Source organism: Pseudomonas sp. PVC-3-1 (assembly GCF_057444315.1).
Window position 1 is genome coordinate 4,186,444 of the sequence record NZ_CM172023.1, and the last position, 16,265, is coordinate 4,202,708.

The following is a 16,265-nucleotide window of genomic DNA, read 5'->3' on the forward strand; positions in this document are numbered from 1 at the left end:
CTCCTCGACGAACAGGAGCGATGGCGATGCTGCAGAAACTGATGCTTTGCGCAGGTGTGGCGATGCTGGCGGGGTGCGTCCAGCCCCAGGCGGATATCCCGCGCGCCAATGGCGCCTACCTCATCATTGAGGGCAAGGAGGCCTGGGCCGTGCTGGTGGCCGACGGCAAGCGCATCGAAGAGCGCGGTACCGTGCGCGACGCCATACGCCTGCCGAAGGAGCGCTCGGCCATCGCGGCCAGCTACGTGATCGACACCCCCAACTGCGGTCGCCTGCAATGGCTGACCGAAGGCGAGGGCGATTCCACCGTGCGTCTGTCTTCGCGGGGCGAGGCAGCCGATCTGTCAGGCTGCCAGATCAGCGACGCGCTCAGCAGGGTCTGGACCGCGCTGGATTATTCGAGCTGACGAGGCTGAACGTGCCGTACTCCAACAAAATGTTTCGGCTGGGATGTCCTTCACGTTTTTTTCACACCCGGCGGCGGAGTATGAAAACCAGCTAAGGGATTAGCTCCCCATCGAAAAGCCCGCTTGATTGCGGGCTTTTTATTGCCTGTCGACCAAGGTCGGCTCGCCCACCGGCCGTGGCGCGGCTAAGGTGGAACTCCACGGAAAGGCGGAGATAGAGATGCAGCGGGTTCTTGCGGAACGACTTTGGACAGCCTTGGGCGGTCAAGCCGAGCGCCTCAGCCACTTGGCCTTTCGCAGCGAAGGCTCGCTGCCCTCGGCGTTCTTCGTCACCGAACTGGCGGCCGCCAGCATTGCCAGCGCCGGACTGGCGCTGGGTGAATGGCTGGAGCCGGATGCAGGCGCAAACACTTCAATGGTCGTGGACCGCCGCCTGGCTTCTTTCTGGTTTGCTACCTCCCTGCGCGCGCAGGGCTGGACACCTCCCGATCTGTGGGATGCCATCGCCGGCAACTACGCCACCCGCGACGGCTGGGTTCGTCTGCACACCAATGCTCCGCATCATCGCGCCGCCGCACTCCGAGTGCTCGGCACTGGGAACGATCGCGACCAGGTCGCTACTGCCGTGGCGAGCTGGCAGGCGGGCGAGTTGGAACTGGCGATCGTGAAGGAGGGCGGTTGTGCGGCCGAAATGCGTTCCTGGGATGCCTGGAAGCAGCATCCGCAAGGGATTGCTGTGGCGCGTGAACCGCTGGTATTGCGCGATATCCAGTTGGTGTCGGCGCCTTCCCTGGATATCGAGATCGACCGTGAGCGCCCGCTGACCGGTTTGCGTGTGCTCGACCTGACCCGCGTGCTGGCCGGTCCCATCGCCACCCGCTTCCTTGCCGGCTTTGGCGCCGAGGTCCTGCGTATCGATCCGCCGGACTGGGACGAGCCCGGCGTAGTGCCGGAAGTGACCCTGGGCAAGCACTGCGCGCGGCTGGACCTGCGCCAACCGGAAGGCCGCGAACGCTTCCAGGCGCTACTCGCCAGCGCCGACGTGCTGGTCCACGGCTACCGCGCCGATGCCCTGGAGCGCCTGGGATTCGGCACCGACGTACGCCGTACGATCGCACCAGGGCTGGTGGACGTCAGCCTGAATGCCTACGGCTGGTCTGGCCCCTGGAGCGACAGGCGTGGTTTCGACAGCCTGGTGCAGATGAGCAGCGGCATCGCCGAGGCCGGGCGCGTCTGGCGCGGGGAAGACAAGCCCGTACCGCTGCCCGTGCAGGCACTCGACCACGCCACGGGTTACCTGATCGCTGCGGCCGCCCTGCGCGGTTTGGCCGAGCGCCGGCGCAGCGGGAGGGGGAGCCGCTGGCGGCTGTCGCTGGCACGCACGGCGCAATGTCTGCTGGAGGCGGGCGTTTCGTCGGTAGGCTCGCTGGCGTTGGCGGAGGAGACAGCTGCTGATCTGGCGCCCGGCATCGAGACAACGGCCTGGGGCCATGCGCGGCGCTTGCGCCCGCCGCTGCAAGTTGCCGGCTCGCCGCTCTACTGGGAGTTGCCGGCTTCCGAACTGGGCTCGGCGTCGGCAGCCTGGGAGCCGATCAGCCCCGACTGACCTGGAACGCCTCGCCGGTGGCAAAGAAAGCGCCGCCAGCCTGGTAGTGAATGGTGCGCAGCTCGTCAGCGGGGAAATGCCAGCGGCCGTTGGAGAAGGCACGCTCATCGGCGTAGGCGGCCACCACTTCGGCGATGAACAGGTCGTATTTTTCCTGGTTGTGGGGCTCGTTGATCACCTTGCATTCCAGGTAGGCCACGCAGCCATCCACGATCGGCGCCTCGACCTGCTTCGCACGGGATGTGCGGATGTCCAGTTGCTCGAACTTGTTGCCTTCGCCGCCATTGCTGGAGCCTACCGCCAGGGTCAGTTCGGCCTGCTGACGAGTCGGCAACTGGATGACAAAGGTCCCCGAGCCTTCAACCAGATGGCGGGACCAGGTGTTGCGATCCAATACCAGCATCAGCTTGGGCGGGTCGAAGTCCAGTGGCATGACCCAGGCGGCGGCCATGACGTTCGCCACGCCTTCGTGCTCGCTGGTGACGAGGGTGCTCGGGCCGTGGTTGAGCAGCAGGTAGGCCTTGTTCAGCGGCACGTCTTTCAGGTGGTTCATTCAGTGGTCCTCAAGGCCGGATCAGAGCAGCAGGCCGTCCACCGGCTTCAGTGGTTCGGGCAGGTCGGTCTCGCCGAGGATTTCCAGCACGGCGATCTCAGTGTTGCGGCTCATCGCATCCAGCGGCAGGTCGTTGGGTTGGGTGTCGAAAGGGTCGGCGATCTGATCGCCCAGGGCGTCCAGGCCGAAAAAGGTGTAGGCCAGCACACACACCGCCAGTGGGGTGAACCAGCCGATGCTGTCCACCAGGCAGAAGGGCAGCAGGAAGCAGTAGACGTGCACGATGCGGTGCAGCATCAGGATGTAGGGGTAGGGAATCGGCGTGTTGCGGATGCGTTCGCAGCCGCCCAGCACGTAGGACAGGCGGGTCATCTGCTGGTCGATGGCGGCCAGGGTGATGTCGCTCGCGCCCCTGGCACGACTGCGTTCGGCAAAGCGCTGGGCGAGGCTGGCGAGCAGGACGTTGGTCGGGCTGCGGCTGGCGGCCAGGGTGGCGGCTTCTTCGCCCAGCAGGCGCTTCACGTCATCGCTTTGCGCGGTGCCGCGCAACTGGTCGCGCAGGACATAGCTGAAGGCGATCAGCGGGTTGCACAGCTGGCGACGGTCCTCGGCATTCATATCCGGCAAAAGTGAGCGTGTCTGGCGCGCCAGGTTGCGGGTGACGATCAGCAACTCGCCCCACAGCGTGCGCGCCTCCCAGAAGCGCTGGTAGGCGACGTTGTTACGAAAGCCCAGGAAGATCGCCAGCGTCAGGCCCCAGAGGGTGAAGGGCGTGGAGGTGATGATGACCTTGTAGTGGTAGAGCGTGCCGTGGGTGGCCACCACCAGGGAGCTGAGCAATACCGTGTAGAGCACCTTGCGCCAGATGGCCGGGATGATCGATCCCTTGAGGGAGAACAGCAGGACCCAGAGCGTCGGGGTTTGCGGGCGGAGGATCATACGGCGGCATCCGGTGGGGCGGAGCGCGCATGATAGCCGAGATGAAGGCTTGGGCGACGTGTGTCGCAGAGGGCACCCTTTGTAGGAGCGAGCTTGCTCGCGAACCGGCCCCGTAGCGAAGAGGTTCGCGAGCAAGCTCGCTCCTACAGAAAAGAGCAACGTTCGGGCGTACCTAGCCCTGCTGGTACAGCTTGACGATCGCCGAGAAGTCCAGCTGGCCATTGCCCTGGTTGCTGAAGGTCTGGAACAGCTGCTGGGCGAGGGCGCCGAGCAGCACCGGCTGGCGGATCTGCCGCGCGGCCTCGCTGGCCAGGCCCAGGTCCTTGAGCATCAGGTCGGTACCGAAGCCGCCGCTGTAGCCACGGGCCGCCGGCGCGCCGGTGAGCGGGTTGTTGATCTCCGAGGCCCAGCAGCGGCCGCTGGAGGTGTTGATGATGCCGGCCAGTACTTCTGCATCCATGCCCAGCTTCACGCCCAGGGACATGGCTTCCGCCACGCCGATCATGGAGATGCCCAGCAGCAGGTTGTTCGCCACCTTGGCCACCTGGCCGTTGCCCGCGCCGCCGCAGTGCACGATGTTCTTGCCCATGGCCGCGAGCACCGGGCGGGCACGCTCGAAGTCGGCCTGCTCGCCGCCGACCATGAGGGTCAGGGTGCCCGCAGCCGCACCAGCGGTACCGCCGGAAACCGGTGCATCCAGCATCGGGTTGCCGTGGGCGTGAGCGGCAGCGGAAACCTCTCGGGCGTTGAGTGGGTCGATGGTGGAAGAGTCGATCAGCAGCACGCCAGGCTGCACGTTAGCCAGCAGGCCGGCGTCGCCGAGGAACACCTGCTTCACGTGGGCCGCGGCAGGCAGCATGGTGATGATCACTTCGACATCGTCGCGCGCCACTGCCGCGGGGGACTCCAGCGCACGGGCGCCGAGGGCGACGGCCGTTTCCACGGCCTTGGCGGAGAGGTCGAAGACGCTCAGGTCGAAGCCGGCCTTGAGCAGGTTGGCGGCCATGGGGCCGCCCATGTTGCCGAGTCCGATGAATCCAATGCGCATGGGGATTTCCTCTTCTTCTTGTGCGGTAGCGCCCTGAAGGTGGGCGCAAAAAGGGTGCCCGCCCGCGTGGTGCCGAACCCGGGCCCGCATCCATGCGGAGGTCCGGGCCGGCTCGGGGCAGGCGGGCGGGCAGCTTTTACTTGAGGTTGATGGTGGTGTTCACCGCACCACCGACCTCGTTCTCGTCGAACCAGCGCTCGGTAACGGTCTTGGTCTGGGTGTAGAACTGCACCACCTGCTTGCCGTAGGGGCCCAGGTCGCCCAGCTTCGAGCCGCGCGAGCCGGTGAAGGAGAACAGCGGCACCGGCACCGGGATCGGCACGTTGATGCCCACCTGGCCGACGTCGATCTCTTCCTTGAAGTGGCGGGCGGCGGCGCCGGAGCGGGTGAACAGCGCAGTGCCGTTGCCATTGGGGTTGGCGTTGATCAATTCGATGGCCTCATCGAAGGTCTTCACCGACACCACGCAGAGCACCGGGCCGAAGATTTCCTCGCGGTAGATGGTCATTTGCGGGGTGACGCCGGAGAACACGGTCGGGCCGACGAAGTTGCCCTTGCCGTAGCCTTCGACCTGCGGGTTGCGTCCGTCCAGCTCCAGCGTGGCGCCTTCCTGGGTGCCGCGTTCGATCAGGCCGCTGACGCGGTCCAGGGCAGCGCAGGAAACCAGCGGGCCGACGTCGGTATTGGCCTCGGTACCGCCGCTGACCTTGAGGGTCTTCGCCTTGGCGACCAGGTCCGGAATCCACTGGTTGGCTTCGCCGACCAGAATGGCCACCGACACCGCCATGCAGCGTTGCCCTGCAGCGCCGAAGGCTGCGCCGGCAATGGCATTGAGGGTCTGCTCCTTGTTGGCGTCGGGCAGCACTACCGCATGGTTCTTCGCGCCCATCATGCACTGCACGCGTTTGCCGGCCAGCGAGGCGCGGTTGTAGACGTGGGTGCCGACACGGGTCGAGCCGACGAAGGAAACGGCCTTGATGTCCGGGTGGTCGCAGATGGCGTTCACCACGTCCGGGCCGCCATGGATGACGTTGAGCACGCCCGGCGGCACGCCGGCCTCGTGGGCCAGCTCGACCAGCCGCATGGTCACCATCGGGTCCTGTTCGGACGGCTTGAGGACGAAGGTGTTGCCGGTGGCAATCGCCATCGGGAACATCCACAGCGGGATCATCGCCGGGAAGTTGAAGGGGGTGATGCCGGCGCACACGCCGATGGGCTGCAGGAGGGTGAAGGTGTCCACGCCGCCGGCCACGTTGTTGGCCAGTTCACCCAGTTGCAGGTTGCCGATGGCCGAAGCGTGCTCGACCACTTCCAGGCCGCGGAACACGTCGCCTTCGGCGTCAGGCAGGGTCTTGCCCTGTTCGGCGGTCAGGATGGCCGCCAGCTCCTTCATGTTCTCGCGGATCAGTTGCTGATACTTGAGGAAGATGCGCGCGCGGGCGCCGATCGGGGTCTTCTTCCAGGTCTTGAACGCGGTCTTGGCGCTGGCCACTGCGCGCTCGACTTCCTCGGACGTGGCGAAGGGCACGCGGGCGAGGACTTCCTGGGTGGCGGGGTTGATCACGTCACGCCATTCGGAGGTGGTGGACTCGACGGGCTTGCCGTCGAGGAAGAGTTTGACGGTCGGGACGGCAGGTGCAGTCATCGGGGTTCTCCCAGCCTGAAGGCTTTGTTCTTGTGTGGTCCGATCCTAACAGTGCATTTTTGATGTTCTCAATGCGGTGATGTGCAAGTATGGTCTGCGTTTTTGCACATGGAGAGCGCACATAGAGAGTGCGCAGCAGGCTGCTTATGGACTGGGACAATCTGCGTTTCTTCCTCGAGCTATCCCGCGCCGGCAAGCTCACCGTCGCCGCACGGCGCCTGGGTGTGGACCACACCACCGTCGCCCGTCGCCTGCAGGCGCTGGAGAAAAGCATCGGCGCGCAATTGCTGGTGCGCGAGCCTGCCGGCTATCGGCTGACCGAAGCCGGTCACGGTCTGCTGCCGCAGGCCGAGGCGATGGAAAGCGCCTGCAAGGTCATCGAGAAACGCCTGGCCGGCGCGGAAGACAATCTCTCCGGCAAGGTGCGCATCGGCGCGACGGAAGGTTACGGCTCGACGCTGCTGACCTCGCAGTTGGTAGAGCTGAACCAGCGCCATCCGCACCTGGGCGTCGACTTGCTGGCGGTGCCGCGTGCCCTGCAGCTGTCGCGCCACGAGGCGGACATCGTCATCACCCTGGAGCGCCCCGGGCGCGGCCCCTACCTGATCACCCGGCTGACCGACTACGTATTGCGGCTCTACGCCTCGAAGGACTACTTGGCCGAACGCGGCCCGATCCGCACGCGCGACGACCTGCGCGAGCACGCGCTGGTGGGCTACGTGGACGACCTGCTGTACAGCAAGGAGCTGCAATACCTCGACGAGATCGGCCGGCCACTGCACATGGCGCTGCGTTGCACCAGCATCCTGGCCCAGCAGCGGGCGGTGGCGGAGGGCGCGGGTTTGGCGATCCTGCCAGCGTTCGCGGCGGCTGAGGATTCGTCATTGCAGCCAGTGCTGGCTGGCGAGATCGAATTCGTGCGGACTTTCTGGATGCTGATGCCCACGGAGCTCAAGGACATCGCGCGGATGCGCACGACCTGGGATTTCCTGCGCGAGAAGGCAGAGGGAAGCCAGGATGTCCTGATGGGACGAGGACACAGGTAGGAGCGAGCTTGCTCGCGAACACATTTCACCCGCACATACCGGTGTGAGGCGGGTTGGCGAGCAAGCTCGCTCCTACCGTTCGTGTGACTCTCAAAGAAAACGGGCGGCCTGTTGGCCGCCCGTTTTGCATTACGCCAGACCGACGTAAAGGTTCTGCACGTCGTCGTTGCCGTCCAGGGCGTCGAGGAAGGCTTCGACTTCCTCCAGTTCCGCGCCGGACAGGCTCACCGGGTTCTTTGCCTTGTAGCCGAGCTTGGCCGAAGCGACGGTGAAGCCGTGCTCTGGCAGGGCGCGGCAGACGGCGTCGAGGTCGGTGGAGTCAGTGAGGAACAGGGTGTCGCCTTCTTCCTCGCCCGATTCGAAGTCCTGGGCGCCGGCTTCGATGGCGGCCAGTTCCGGGTCGGCGTCAGCGCTGGCCGGGGTGGCCTCGACCAGCCCCAGGTAATCGAAGTCCCAGGCTACCGAACCGGAAGCGCCCAGTTGCCCCTTGCGGAACAGCACGCGGATTTCCGCGATAGTGCGGTTCACGTTGTCGGTCAGGCATTCGACGATCACCGGCACGCGGTGCGGGGCGAAGCCTTCGTAGACCACGCGCTCGAAGTTGGCGGCGCCGTCCAGCAGGCCGGCGCCCTTCTTGATGGCGCGCTCCAGGGTGTCGCGCGGCATCGAGGCCTTCTTGGCCTGCTCGACGACCAGGCGCAGTTTCGGGTTCATGTCCGGGTCGGCGCCATTGCGCGCCGCGATCATGATTTCCTTCGACAGTTTGCCGAACACGCGGCCCTTGGCGTTGGCTGCGACTTCTTTATGTTTGGCTTTCCACTGGGCGCCCATAGTCGATCTCTTGCTGGCGGTTGCTGATGGGCGGCAAGTCTAAGGCCTCACGCGGCCGCTGGCGATATCTGCCGGATCAACGCGGGACGGCGAACACCGCGCTGGCCTGGGCCACCACCTTGTCGCCCACCGACAGCAGCGCATTGGCAAACGCCATCTGCTTGCCGCGCCGACTGTGTAGCAGGCGGATGCTCAGCCAGTCGCCGACCTGGGCGGTGGACACGTAGTCCAGCGTCAGGCTGGCGGTGACCAGTGGCTGCGGCGGCTGGCTGGCGAAGGCCATGGCGTAGCCCATGCCAATGTCCGCCAGGGTCGCCAGGATGCCGCCGTGCACGCCGCCGCGACTGTTGGTGTGGCGTTCGTCCAGCAGCAGGCCCAGCTCCAGCGCTTCGCCCTCGCCACGCACCAGGAATGGGCCGAGCAGGTCCAGCAGCGGGTTGCGCCGTTGCAGCGGCTGAAATCCCTCGGGGTAGCCCAGATCGGCGATCGCGTTCATTGCCAGCCTCCGGTGTGCTGCTGCAGCACGGCGCGCACGGTTTCGATCACCCGTTGCGGGACCTGGTAGTCCGGGTGCGCGCGGAACACCGCCGCCGCATCCGCCAGGCGGGTGAGGGCGAGGAGCTCGCTTTCGGCCCGGCGAGTGTCGGCACCGCCGGCAGGCAGCGCCAGGGCCTGGCGCTCGCAGGAGCAGGCGGCCTGGGCATTCACCAGCCCGCAACTCTGCTGCATGAAGTCATCCAGCCGCTGGCGCGCGCGGGACAGTCGCTTGCGATAGGCCGCCGGCTCGATCTCCAGCACCGCCGCCGCCGTCTCCGAATCCAGCCCGAAGGCGATGTCCAGCACGTAAGCCAGGCGCTGCTCACGCTCCAGACACATCAGCATGCCTTGGGTGCAGGCCAGGGCGATGCGCTCGGCGGCCAGCTTGTCGGCCGGCTCCAGCGGGCGCTCGTTGGCCTCGGCCAGGCGCAGACCGAGGTCGAGCTTGTCGGCCAGGGCCTCCAGCGACACGGTGGGCGCCTCGCGGACCTTGGTGCGTGCAGTCAGCAGCGCGTTGCTGGCGATGCGGAAGGCCCAGGTGGAGAACTGGCTGTCGCCACGGAAGCTGGCGAGGTGGGTAGTGATGCGCAGGAGGATTTCCTGGCTGGCGTCCTGGGCGTCTTCGCGGCGGCCGAGCATGCGCAGGGCGAGGTTGTAGACCGGCGCCTGCATGGCCAGCAGCAAGGCATCGAGGGCGGCGGGCTCGCCGCGCTGGGCACGCTGCAGTTGTTCGTTGTCGATGGCTGGGAATTTCACGGTGTCCTCCTGACGTGGCCGGCGAAATTCCGGCTCTTCTTCCTTGGACTCGGCGGCCGCGAACTTTGTGACCGCCAGGCCGACAGTGGGGCACGGTAGTTTGTTGTAGGAGCGAGCTTGCTCGCGAACGGACCTGCCGGCAACCAAGGTGCCTAGGCGGTTCGCGAGCAAGCTCGCTCCTACAAGTGGCGTCAGCTCTGGGCCGAGAGGAAGGCGTACAGCCGCTCGTCCAGCGAGTGCGCCACGTTGAAACGCATCCACGGCACGCTGCGGCCGTCGGGCATGAACAGTTGGCCGGGGAACAGCAGGATCTTCGCCTCCTTGGCCCGCCCGGCGAGCAGGGTGGCGTCATTCACCGCGCGGTGCCGCGCCCAGAGGAACAGCCCGGCACGGGGTTCGTGAAAAATCTCCAGGCCGGCAGCTTCCAGGCGGCGCGCCACGCTGTTGTGGGCTTCGCCGAGCTGGTCGCGCAGCTGGCGCACGTGCTTGCGGTGGCGCCCCTGCAGGAGGATGTCCAGCGCCAGGGTCTCGGTAAGCTCCGAGCTGGTCAGGCCGCTGACCATCTTCAGCGGCACCAGCTCCTCGATCAGTTCAGGGTGCGCCGCGATGAAGCCAGTGCGCAGCGCTGGGGCGATGACCTTGGACAGGCTGCTGATGTAGATCACCCGCGCCAGCTGGTCGAGGTTGGCCAGGATCAGCTGGCCGGCAGGGTCGAGGTCGGCATAGATGTCGTTTTCGACGATGAGGAAATCGTACTTCTCGGCCAGTTGCAGCAGGCGGTGCGCGGCGGCCAGGGACAGACTGCCGCCGGTGGGGCTCTGCAGCCGCGCCTGGGTGAAATAGACCTTGGGCCGGTGCTCGCGGGCCAGTTGCTCCAGGCGGTCCAGGTCCAGCCCGTCGGCGCTGCGCGGCACTCCCAGCAATTGTGCGCCCTGCAGACGCAGGTTGAGGAACAGATTGTGGTAACCCGGCTCGTCCACCAGCACCGGGTCGCCGCGCTGCACCAGGTAGCGCACGGTGAGGTCCAGCGCCTGGCTGGCGCCAGCGGTGAGCAGAATCTGCTCGGGGCTGGCGGCCACACCCGCATCGCCCAGGCGGTCGGCCAGCTTGCCGCGCAGCTTCAGGTTGCCCTTGCTATGGCCGTAGTTGCCGAACTGGGTCGGCTCTTCCCGCGCTAGGCTGCGCAGCCCTCGCTGCAAACCCTCGCCATCGAGCCAGTGCTCGGGCAACAGGCCGACGCCGGGGCGGATCTCCATGCCCAGCGGCTGGAAGACCTTGTGCAGCAGCAGGTGTGCGTCGAAGTCGAATTCCGTCGGTGCCTCGTCGCTCGCGCTGTCCTCGATCGCCGGGCCGCGCACGTAAAAACCGGCGTTGGGTACGGCGTTCAGGCAGCCGCGGGCCACCAGCCGATCGTAAGCCTCGACCACGGTGAAGTGGCTGACGCCATTGGCCTGGGCGAACTTGCGGATCGAAGGCAGCTTGGCGCCGGGGCGCAGGCGCTGCTCGTCGATGGCCTGGGCAATGCCTTCGACGATCTGGGTGACCAGGGGAATGTCCGAGGTGGGGTCGAGCAACAGCATCCGAAGGTCCGTTCACGAAGGGAAGAAATCTGTACAGGTCCGGTGACCATAACAGCACTGCAAAATCTGCGATGTCCCTGTGCATGGTGCGGGCAGGGCGCGCCCAGCACACTCGGTTCCAGACGGCGGCAATACGCCGCACAGCCTGAACAAGAACAAGGACCACCGGTCATGCGTGACACAGCTTACAACATCGATCCGTCGAGTATTTCCGCCGAAGAGTGGCAGGCCCGCTGCGACCTCGCCGCGCTGTATCGGCTGATTGCGCACTTCCGCTGGACCGACCACATCGACACCCATATCTCTGCGCGGGTGCCGGGCGAGCCGGGCCACTACCTGATCAACCGCTACGGCGTGCTGTTCCACGAAATGCGCGCCTCCGACCTGGTGAAGGTCGACCACGCGGGCGACGTCATCGACCCGCGCTTCGGCCCGAAAAGCGTCAATCGCGCCGGCTTCAACATCCACTCCGCGGTACACGCCGCCCGCGAGGACGTGGCCTGCGTGATCCACACCCACACCGCCGCCGGGATCGCGGTGTCCGCCCAGGAAGACGGTCTGCTGCCGATCAGCCAGCATGCGCTGAAGTTCTATAACCGCCTGGGCTACCACGACTACGAAGGCATCGCCCTGGACCCGGACGAGCGCTCGCGCCTGGTCAACGATCTGGGCAGCCACATGGTGATGATCCTGCGCAACCACGGCCTGCTGGCCACCGGGCGCTGCATTGCCGAGGCCTTCAACCAGATCTACTTCCTCGAACGTGCCTGCCAGGCGCAGGTCCAGGCCCTGGCTGGCGGCCGCCAGCTGCGTTACCCGTCGCACGCCGTGTGCGAGCGCGTTGCCGTACAGGAAGAAGAGGCGCTGACCGACGGCCTGCACCTGCTGGCCTGGGAATCGGCGCTGCGCCTGATCGAGGACGGCGCGGCCGTCTATCGGAGCTGAGCCTGATATCGTGCCCCGGTCCGCAGAGACCGGGCGCCTGCGTGCTTGAACCATCTGCCAACAACAATGCCAAGAGGTGGAAATGAAGAACCCGATTCTGGGAGCCCTGCTCATGGGCGTGGCGTCCGGCGCCATGGCCGCGGACCTGACCGTGATCTCCTTTGGAGGAACCAGCAAGGACGTGCAGACCGAAGCCTTCTACAAACCCTTCGAGAAGAAGGAAGGAATGAAGGTGATCGCCGGCGAGTACAACGGCGAAATGGGCAAGATAAAAGCCATGGTCGACACCGGTAGCGTCAACTGGGACGTCGTCCAGGTGGAAGGCCCGGAGCTGCTGCGCGGCTGCGAAGACGGCCTGTTCGAACAGCTCGACCCGTCCATCCTCGGCAATCCCGAGGACTACGTGCCCGGTACCATCTCCGACTGCGGGGCGGGCCTGCTGGTCTGGTCGATGGCCATGGTCTACGACGGCAAGCGCTTCGCCAACGGCCCGACCGGCTGGACGGATTTCTGGGATACGAAGAAATTCCCCGGCAAACGTTCCCTGCGCAAGGGCGCCAAGTACACCCTGGAAATCGCCTTGCTGGCCGACGGCGTGAAGAAGGAAGACCTGTACAAGGTGCTGGCCACCAAGGAAGGCGTGGATCGCGCCTTCAAGAAGCTCGATGAAATCAAACCGTCGATCCAGTGGTGGGAGTCCGGTGCACAGCCGATGCAGTTCATCGCCAGCGGCGACGTAGCCATGAGCACCGCCTACAACGGCCGCGCCTTTGCCGCGCAGGAAGAGGGCGCGCCGATGAAGGTTGTATGGAACAACAGCCTGTACGCCATCGATTCCTGGGCGATCCCCAAGGGCAGCCCGAACAAGAAGGCTGCCGAGGACTTCATCGCCTTCTCGCTCAAGCCCGAGCAGCAGAAGATCCACACCGTGAAGCTGGGCTATGGCTCGGTGAACCTGGGCACCACCAAGCTTCTCGATGCAAAGCTGGTGGAGCGCCTGAACACCGCACCAGCGAACCTGGAACAGGCCGTACCGGTGAACTTCGAGTTCTGGGTCGACCACGGCGAGGACCTGGAGCAGCGCTTCAACGCCTGGGCGGCAAAAGGCTGAGGGGTGGTGGAGCGCTGACGGCAGTGACTGTCTGACTGCGCTACTGCCGCAAGCCCGTTCCTGTGTGTGCCGCGCGTCCCGGCACCCACGGGAACGGGCTTTTTTGATTGAATGCCATGCGATAAAACCCGACTTCACGCGCCGTCGATGATCCGTGAAGACACTTTCGGCCAGACCGGCTTCAGCCTGCACTCACCAGCTGCAGCAGGCGCGCGGCCAGTTCGGCGCGGCGGAAGGGTTTGGATAGCACCTCGTAACCGCGAATCTGGCTCGGGGTGAGATTGGCGTAGCCGGTGATGATCAGCACTGGCAGAGCGGCGAAACGCTGGCGCAGGTCCTGGGCCAACTGGGCCCCGGTGCGGTCGGCCATGATGTGGTCGGTGACCAGCACGTCCGGCACCAGACCGTTGTCGATCAGTGCCATGGCCGCGGCCGCCGAGCAGGCATCGGTGACCTGGTAGCCCAGGTCGCGCAGTTGCAGGCGCGTGGTGTAGCGCACCATGTCCTCGTCATCCACCAGCAGCACATGGATCGGCCGGGGCGCCACCGGGGCGTCGAAGGTATCCGTCTCTTCGCTAAGGATCAGTTCATCGGTGATCGGCAGCCAGACCGTGACCTGCGTGCCGCTGCCTTCCTGCGAGGCAATGCCCAGGCCGCCGCCGGACTGCGCCGCCAGCCCCTGCACCATGGACAGCCCAAGTCCGGTGCCCTTGCCCATGCCCTTGGTGGAGAAGAACGGCTCCAGGCAGCGTGCCAGGGTCTGGGCGCTCATTCCGCTGCCGTTGTCGCTCACCACCAGGCCAACATAACGCCCGGCGCAGAGCCCTTCGAACTGGCCATCGGCGATTTCGCTGACCTTGCCGCTGATCTTCAGCTGGCCGCCGTCAGCCATGGCATCGCGGGCGTTGACTGCCAGGTTGAGGATTGCCAGCTCCAATTGGTGCGGGTCGACGATCACCGACGGCAGGTGCGCTGGCACTTCGATCGCCACATCGATCATGCCGCCGAGGGACCGCTCGATCAGGTCGCGCATCTCGCTGATCAGTCGCTGCAGCGACACCACCTGGGGCTTGAGGGTCTGCCGGCGGGCGAAGGTCAGCAGGCGGCCGACCAGGATGCGCGCGCGGTCGGCGGCCTGCAGGGCTCCGTCGATCAGCGTGGTGGAGCGCTCGTCGTCCAGGCGCCGGCGCACCAGTTCCAGCGACGCCATGATGGGCGTCAGCAGGTTGTTGAAGTCATGGGCGATGCCGCCGGTGAGCTGGCCGATCATCTCCATCTTGCGCGCTTCGTGCAGCTGGGCCACCGCGGCTTCGCGCTGGGCGACCATGGCGGCTGCCCGCTCCTCCAGGCCTTCGTTGAGCTTGCGCAGCTCTTTCTCGGCGCGGATGCGGGCACTGATGTCAACGCAGACACAGAGCATCCCGGTGACTGCCAGCTGTTCGTCGAGCAATGGCGTCAGCTGATCCTGTACCCAGACTTCACGGCCATCGGGGTGCAGGTGGCGATGGACGATTTCCCTCGATGCTGTCGCTCCGGCCAACAGCTCGGTCGGCGGCTGCTCGCCGATTTCCTGCAGGCGGGACTGCAGCAGATCCTGACGGGAGCGGCCGACTATCTCGCAATAACGTTCGTTGACCCGCGTGAAGTAGCCGTCGCGGTCGCACAGTGCGATACCGGCGCTGGCCTGGTCGAACATCGCTGCAAGCTGCGTGGAGCTTTCGCGCAGCGCTGTTTCCGCCCGCGCATGGAGGATCGCCGTCCAGGCCTGCTTGGCGGTTTCCTCGGCCAGACGCAGTTCGAACTCGGTATGGATGTGTGGCCGTTCATGGTGGATCGCCAGCACAGCCTCCAGTACCCCGTGGCGGATTACCGGCACGTGCAAGGTGGCAGCCAGACTGAAGTCGCGGCAGGACTGCGCTTCGCTTTCGGGAAGGTTGCCCGAGTCGCTGCGGTAGTGTCGCGCCACCGACAATCCGGCCTGCAACGAGCGCAGAAGATCGACGCCGAAGTCACGGTAACGATGGCGGCCCACGGCGCTTTGCGGCGCGCCGGGAAATTCGCGGGCGACGTCGAAGGTCACGCCATCGCCGTTGTCCTCTGCGAAGAACACCCGTGTGGCGCCCAGTTCCTCGGCAAGCCTGCTGGTGGCGACGATCTCGATACGCTCAGGCTCGGCAATGGTCGGCAGGGCGCGGCCCAATTCCAGCAGGAAGGCCTGGCGGCGTTCGAACTGCACGCGCTCGGTGGTCTCGGTGACGATGCACAGCACGCCGCCGATGGAGTCGTCGTCGTCGCGAACCGCCGAATAGGACACGTCGAAATACACGGTTTCGCCGGCGCCGTGGCGTTCGATATAAAAGGGGCGGTCCTTGGCCGAGAAGGTCTCGCCGGTCTCGCGTACGCCGCGCAGCAGCGGTTCCAGGTCATCCCACAGCTCGGTCCAGTTCTCGACAGCGGGGCGGCCGAGGGCGCGCGGGTGTTTGCCGCCAATGCTGGGCGAGTAGGCGTCGTTGTACAGGGCGACGTACTGCGGGCCCCAGAACAGCACGATCTGCGCCTTTACCGGGAGCACCGTGCTCATCAATGTCTTCAGGCTGGCCGACCAGGTCTCCGGCGCACCGAGCGGCGAGGCGCTCCAGTCGCGCGTGCGCATCAGCGTGGCGACATCCGGCAACGGCTGGTCGTCCTCGCGGGCGAGGATATCGGTGACATCGATGGCTGCCGGTTCGGCGGCGATATCGGAAAACTGTTCCATGTCGTCGGGGCCGAAAGAGTCGAGGCGAAGGGGTGTTTGTCGTAGAGACGCTTGTCGTTATGAGCGCAGGAACGGTCGCCGCGTTCCGTTTCAATGAGGCCCAGTTTCGCGGCGATGCCCCTGACTATAGCGCGGCCGTGCGAGACGCAGCGTTTATTCAGGCCCTGGCGGAGCGGGGCGGGCGACGGCGCGGGGAGGGCTCCGGCAGCGGATGCACCTCGGATACCGACGCCTGCTGCAGCTCGCCCAGAACTTCCTTCACCCGGCAGTGGCCGGTCAGGCCACGCTTGACCACCAGCACGGCCGCTGCCACTTCCAGCCAGCCGCTCACACCGCCTCGGCGCACGCCCTTGCCGATGCCGGCCAGGCCGATAGCCACGGACAAGGCGCGCTCCCATTTGCCGAGATTCTGGCCACCGAAAGTCTGCTGAGTCATTTCAGGTCTCCCATTGCGATTGTGCGGAACGGGCACGGGTTTCACGCCCTGTAGCTGGGAGCCGGCAACC

At 65.9% G+C, this 16,265-nt stretch carries 15 protein-coding genes; 5 read left to right on the forward strand and 10 right to left on the reverse strand.

Features of this window, described 5'->3' with window-relative positions:
* Nucleotides 1–26: 26 nt before the first annotated feature.
* Nucleotides 27–407 (forward strand): hypothetical protein, encoded by a 381-nt coding sequence (locus AC2T4A_RS19420; RefSeq protein ID WP_416751423.1) that lies wholly within the window; start codon nucleotides 27–29, stop codon nucleotides 405–407.
* A 256-nt stretch (nucleotides 408–663) separates the two neighbouring features.
* A complete protein-coding gene (locus AC2T4A_RS19425; RefSeq protein WP_486741548.1) occupies nucleotides 664–2,013 on the forward strand; it encodes a CoA transferase in 1,350 nt (449 codons plus the stop codon).
* Here AC2T4A_RS19425 and AC2T4A_RS19430 read toward each other — a convergent pair.
* From AC2T4A_RS19430 to AC2T4A_RS19445, 4 genes are all read right to left on the reverse strand, one after another.
* Nucleotides 2,000–2,566 carry a flavin reductase family protein gene (locus tag AC2T4A_RS19430; protein WP_486741549.1) on the reverse strand — a complete coding sequence of 189 codons (567 nt, stop codon included), beginning with the start codon at nucleotides 2,564–2,566 and terminating at the stop codon, nucleotides 2,000–2,002. The two genes, AC2T4A_RS19425 and AC2T4A_RS19430, sit on opposite strands and share 14 nt — an antisense overlap.
* Nucleotides 2,567–2,587: 21 nt before the next feature.
* Nucleotides 2,588–3,505: a bestrophin family protein gene (locus AC2T4A_RS19435; RefSeq protein ID WP_416751417.1), complete on the reverse strand. Its 918-nt coding sequence runs from the start codon at nucleotides 3,503–3,505 to the stop codon at nucleotides 2,588–2,590.
* 172 nt (nucleotides 3,506–3,677) lie between these two features.
* Nucleotides 3,678–4,553, reverse strand: coding sequence for a 3-hydroxyisobutyrate dehydrogenase (gene mmsB, locus AC2T4A_RS19440; RefSeq protein ID WP_486741550.1), 876 nt, complete (start codon nucleotides 4,551–4,553; stop codon nucleotides 3,678–3,680).
* Nucleotides 4,554–4,689: 136 nt separating this feature from the next.
* Nucleotides 4,690–6,198, reverse strand: coding sequence for a CoA-acylating methylmalonate-semialdehyde dehydrogenase (locus tag AC2T4A_RS19445; RefSeq protein WP_478377596.1), 1,509 nt, complete (start codon nucleotides 6,196–6,198; stop codon nucleotides 4,690–4,692).
* A gap of 146 nt (nucleotides 6,199–6,344) precedes the next feature.
* Here AC2T4A_RS19445 and AC2T4A_RS19450 point away from each other — a divergent pair, with 146 nt between their 5' ends.
* Nucleotides 6,345–7,244: a LysR family transcriptional regulator gene (locus AC2T4A_RS19450; RefSeq protein WP_416751411.1), complete on the forward strand. Its 900-nt coding sequence runs from the start codon at nucleotides 6,345–6,347 to the stop codon at nucleotides 7,242–7,244.
* 129 nt (nucleotides 7,245–7,373) lie between these two features.
* Here AC2T4A_RS19450 and AC2T4A_RS19455 read toward each other — a convergent pair whose 3' ends face one another.
* The 4 genes from AC2T4A_RS19455 to AC2T4A_RS19470 form a co-directional block, all read right to left on the reverse strand.
* Nucleotides 7,374–8,075 carry a YebC/PmpR family DNA-binding transcriptional regulator gene (locus AC2T4A_RS19455; RefSeq protein ID WP_416751409.1) on the reverse strand — a complete coding sequence of 234 codons (702 nt, stop codon included), beginning with the start codon at nucleotides 8,073–8,075 and terminating at the stop codon, nucleotides 7,374–7,376.
* A gap of 76 nt (nucleotides 8,076–8,151) precedes the next feature.
* Nucleotides 8,152–8,571: a PaaI family thioesterase gene (locus AC2T4A_RS19460; protein ID WP_416751407.1), complete on the reverse strand. Its 420-nt coding sequence runs from the start codon at nucleotides 8,569–8,571 to the stop codon at nucleotides 8,152–8,154.
* Nucleotides 8,568–9,368, reverse strand: coding sequence for an RNA polymerase sigma factor (locus AC2T4A_RS19465; protein WP_486741551.1), 801 nt, complete (start codon nucleotides 9,366–9,368; stop codon nucleotides 8,568–8,570). The genes AC2T4A_RS19460 and AC2T4A_RS19465 overlap by 4 nt, the downstream gene beginning before the upstream one ends.
* 191 nt (nucleotides 9,369–9,559) lie before the next feature.
* Nucleotides 9,560–10,948 carry an aminotransferase-like domain-containing protein gene (locus AC2T4A_RS19470; protein ID WP_486741552.1) on the reverse strand — a complete coding sequence of 463 codons (1,389 nt, stop codon included), beginning with the start codon at nucleotides 10,946–10,948 and terminating at the stop codon, nucleotides 9,560–9,562.
* A 171-nt stretch (nucleotides 10,949–11,119) separates the two neighbouring features.
* On the opposite strand from AC2T4A_RS19470, the gene AC2T4A_RS19475 reads away from it, so the two are divergent.
* A complete protein-coding gene (locus AC2T4A_RS19475) occupies nucleotides 11,120–11,893 on the forward strand; it encodes a class II aldolase/adducin family protein (protein ID WP_416751401.1) in 774 nt (257 codons plus the stop codon).
* 82 nt (nucleotides 11,894–11,975) lie between these two features.
* On the forward strand, nucleotides 11,976–13,004 hold the full coding sequence (locus AC2T4A_RS19480) for an ABC transporter substrate-binding protein (protein ID WP_478377592.1): 1,029 nt from the start codon (nucleotides 11,976–11,978) through the stop codon (nucleotides 13,002–13,004).
* Between the two features lie 181 nt (nucleotides 13,005–13,185).
* Here the strand turns inward: AC2T4A_RS19480 and AC2T4A_RS19485 are convergent, their stop codons facing one another.
* Both AC2T4A_RS19485 and AC2T4A_RS19490 read right to left on the reverse strand, forming a co-directional pair.
* Nucleotides 13,186–15,657, reverse strand: a complete 2,472-nt coding sequence (locus AC2T4A_RS19485; RefSeq protein WP_486743700.1) for a PAS domain-containing protein — start codon at nucleotides 15,655–15,657, stop codon at nucleotides 13,186–13,188.
* 259 nt (nucleotides 15,658–15,916) lie between these two features.
* Entirely contained in the window at nucleotides 15,917–16,195 is a 279-nt protein-coding gene (locus AC2T4A_RS19490; protein WP_478377591.1) for a YgaP family membrane protein, read from the reverse strand.
* Nucleotides 16,196–16,265 lie beyond the last annotated feature (70 nt).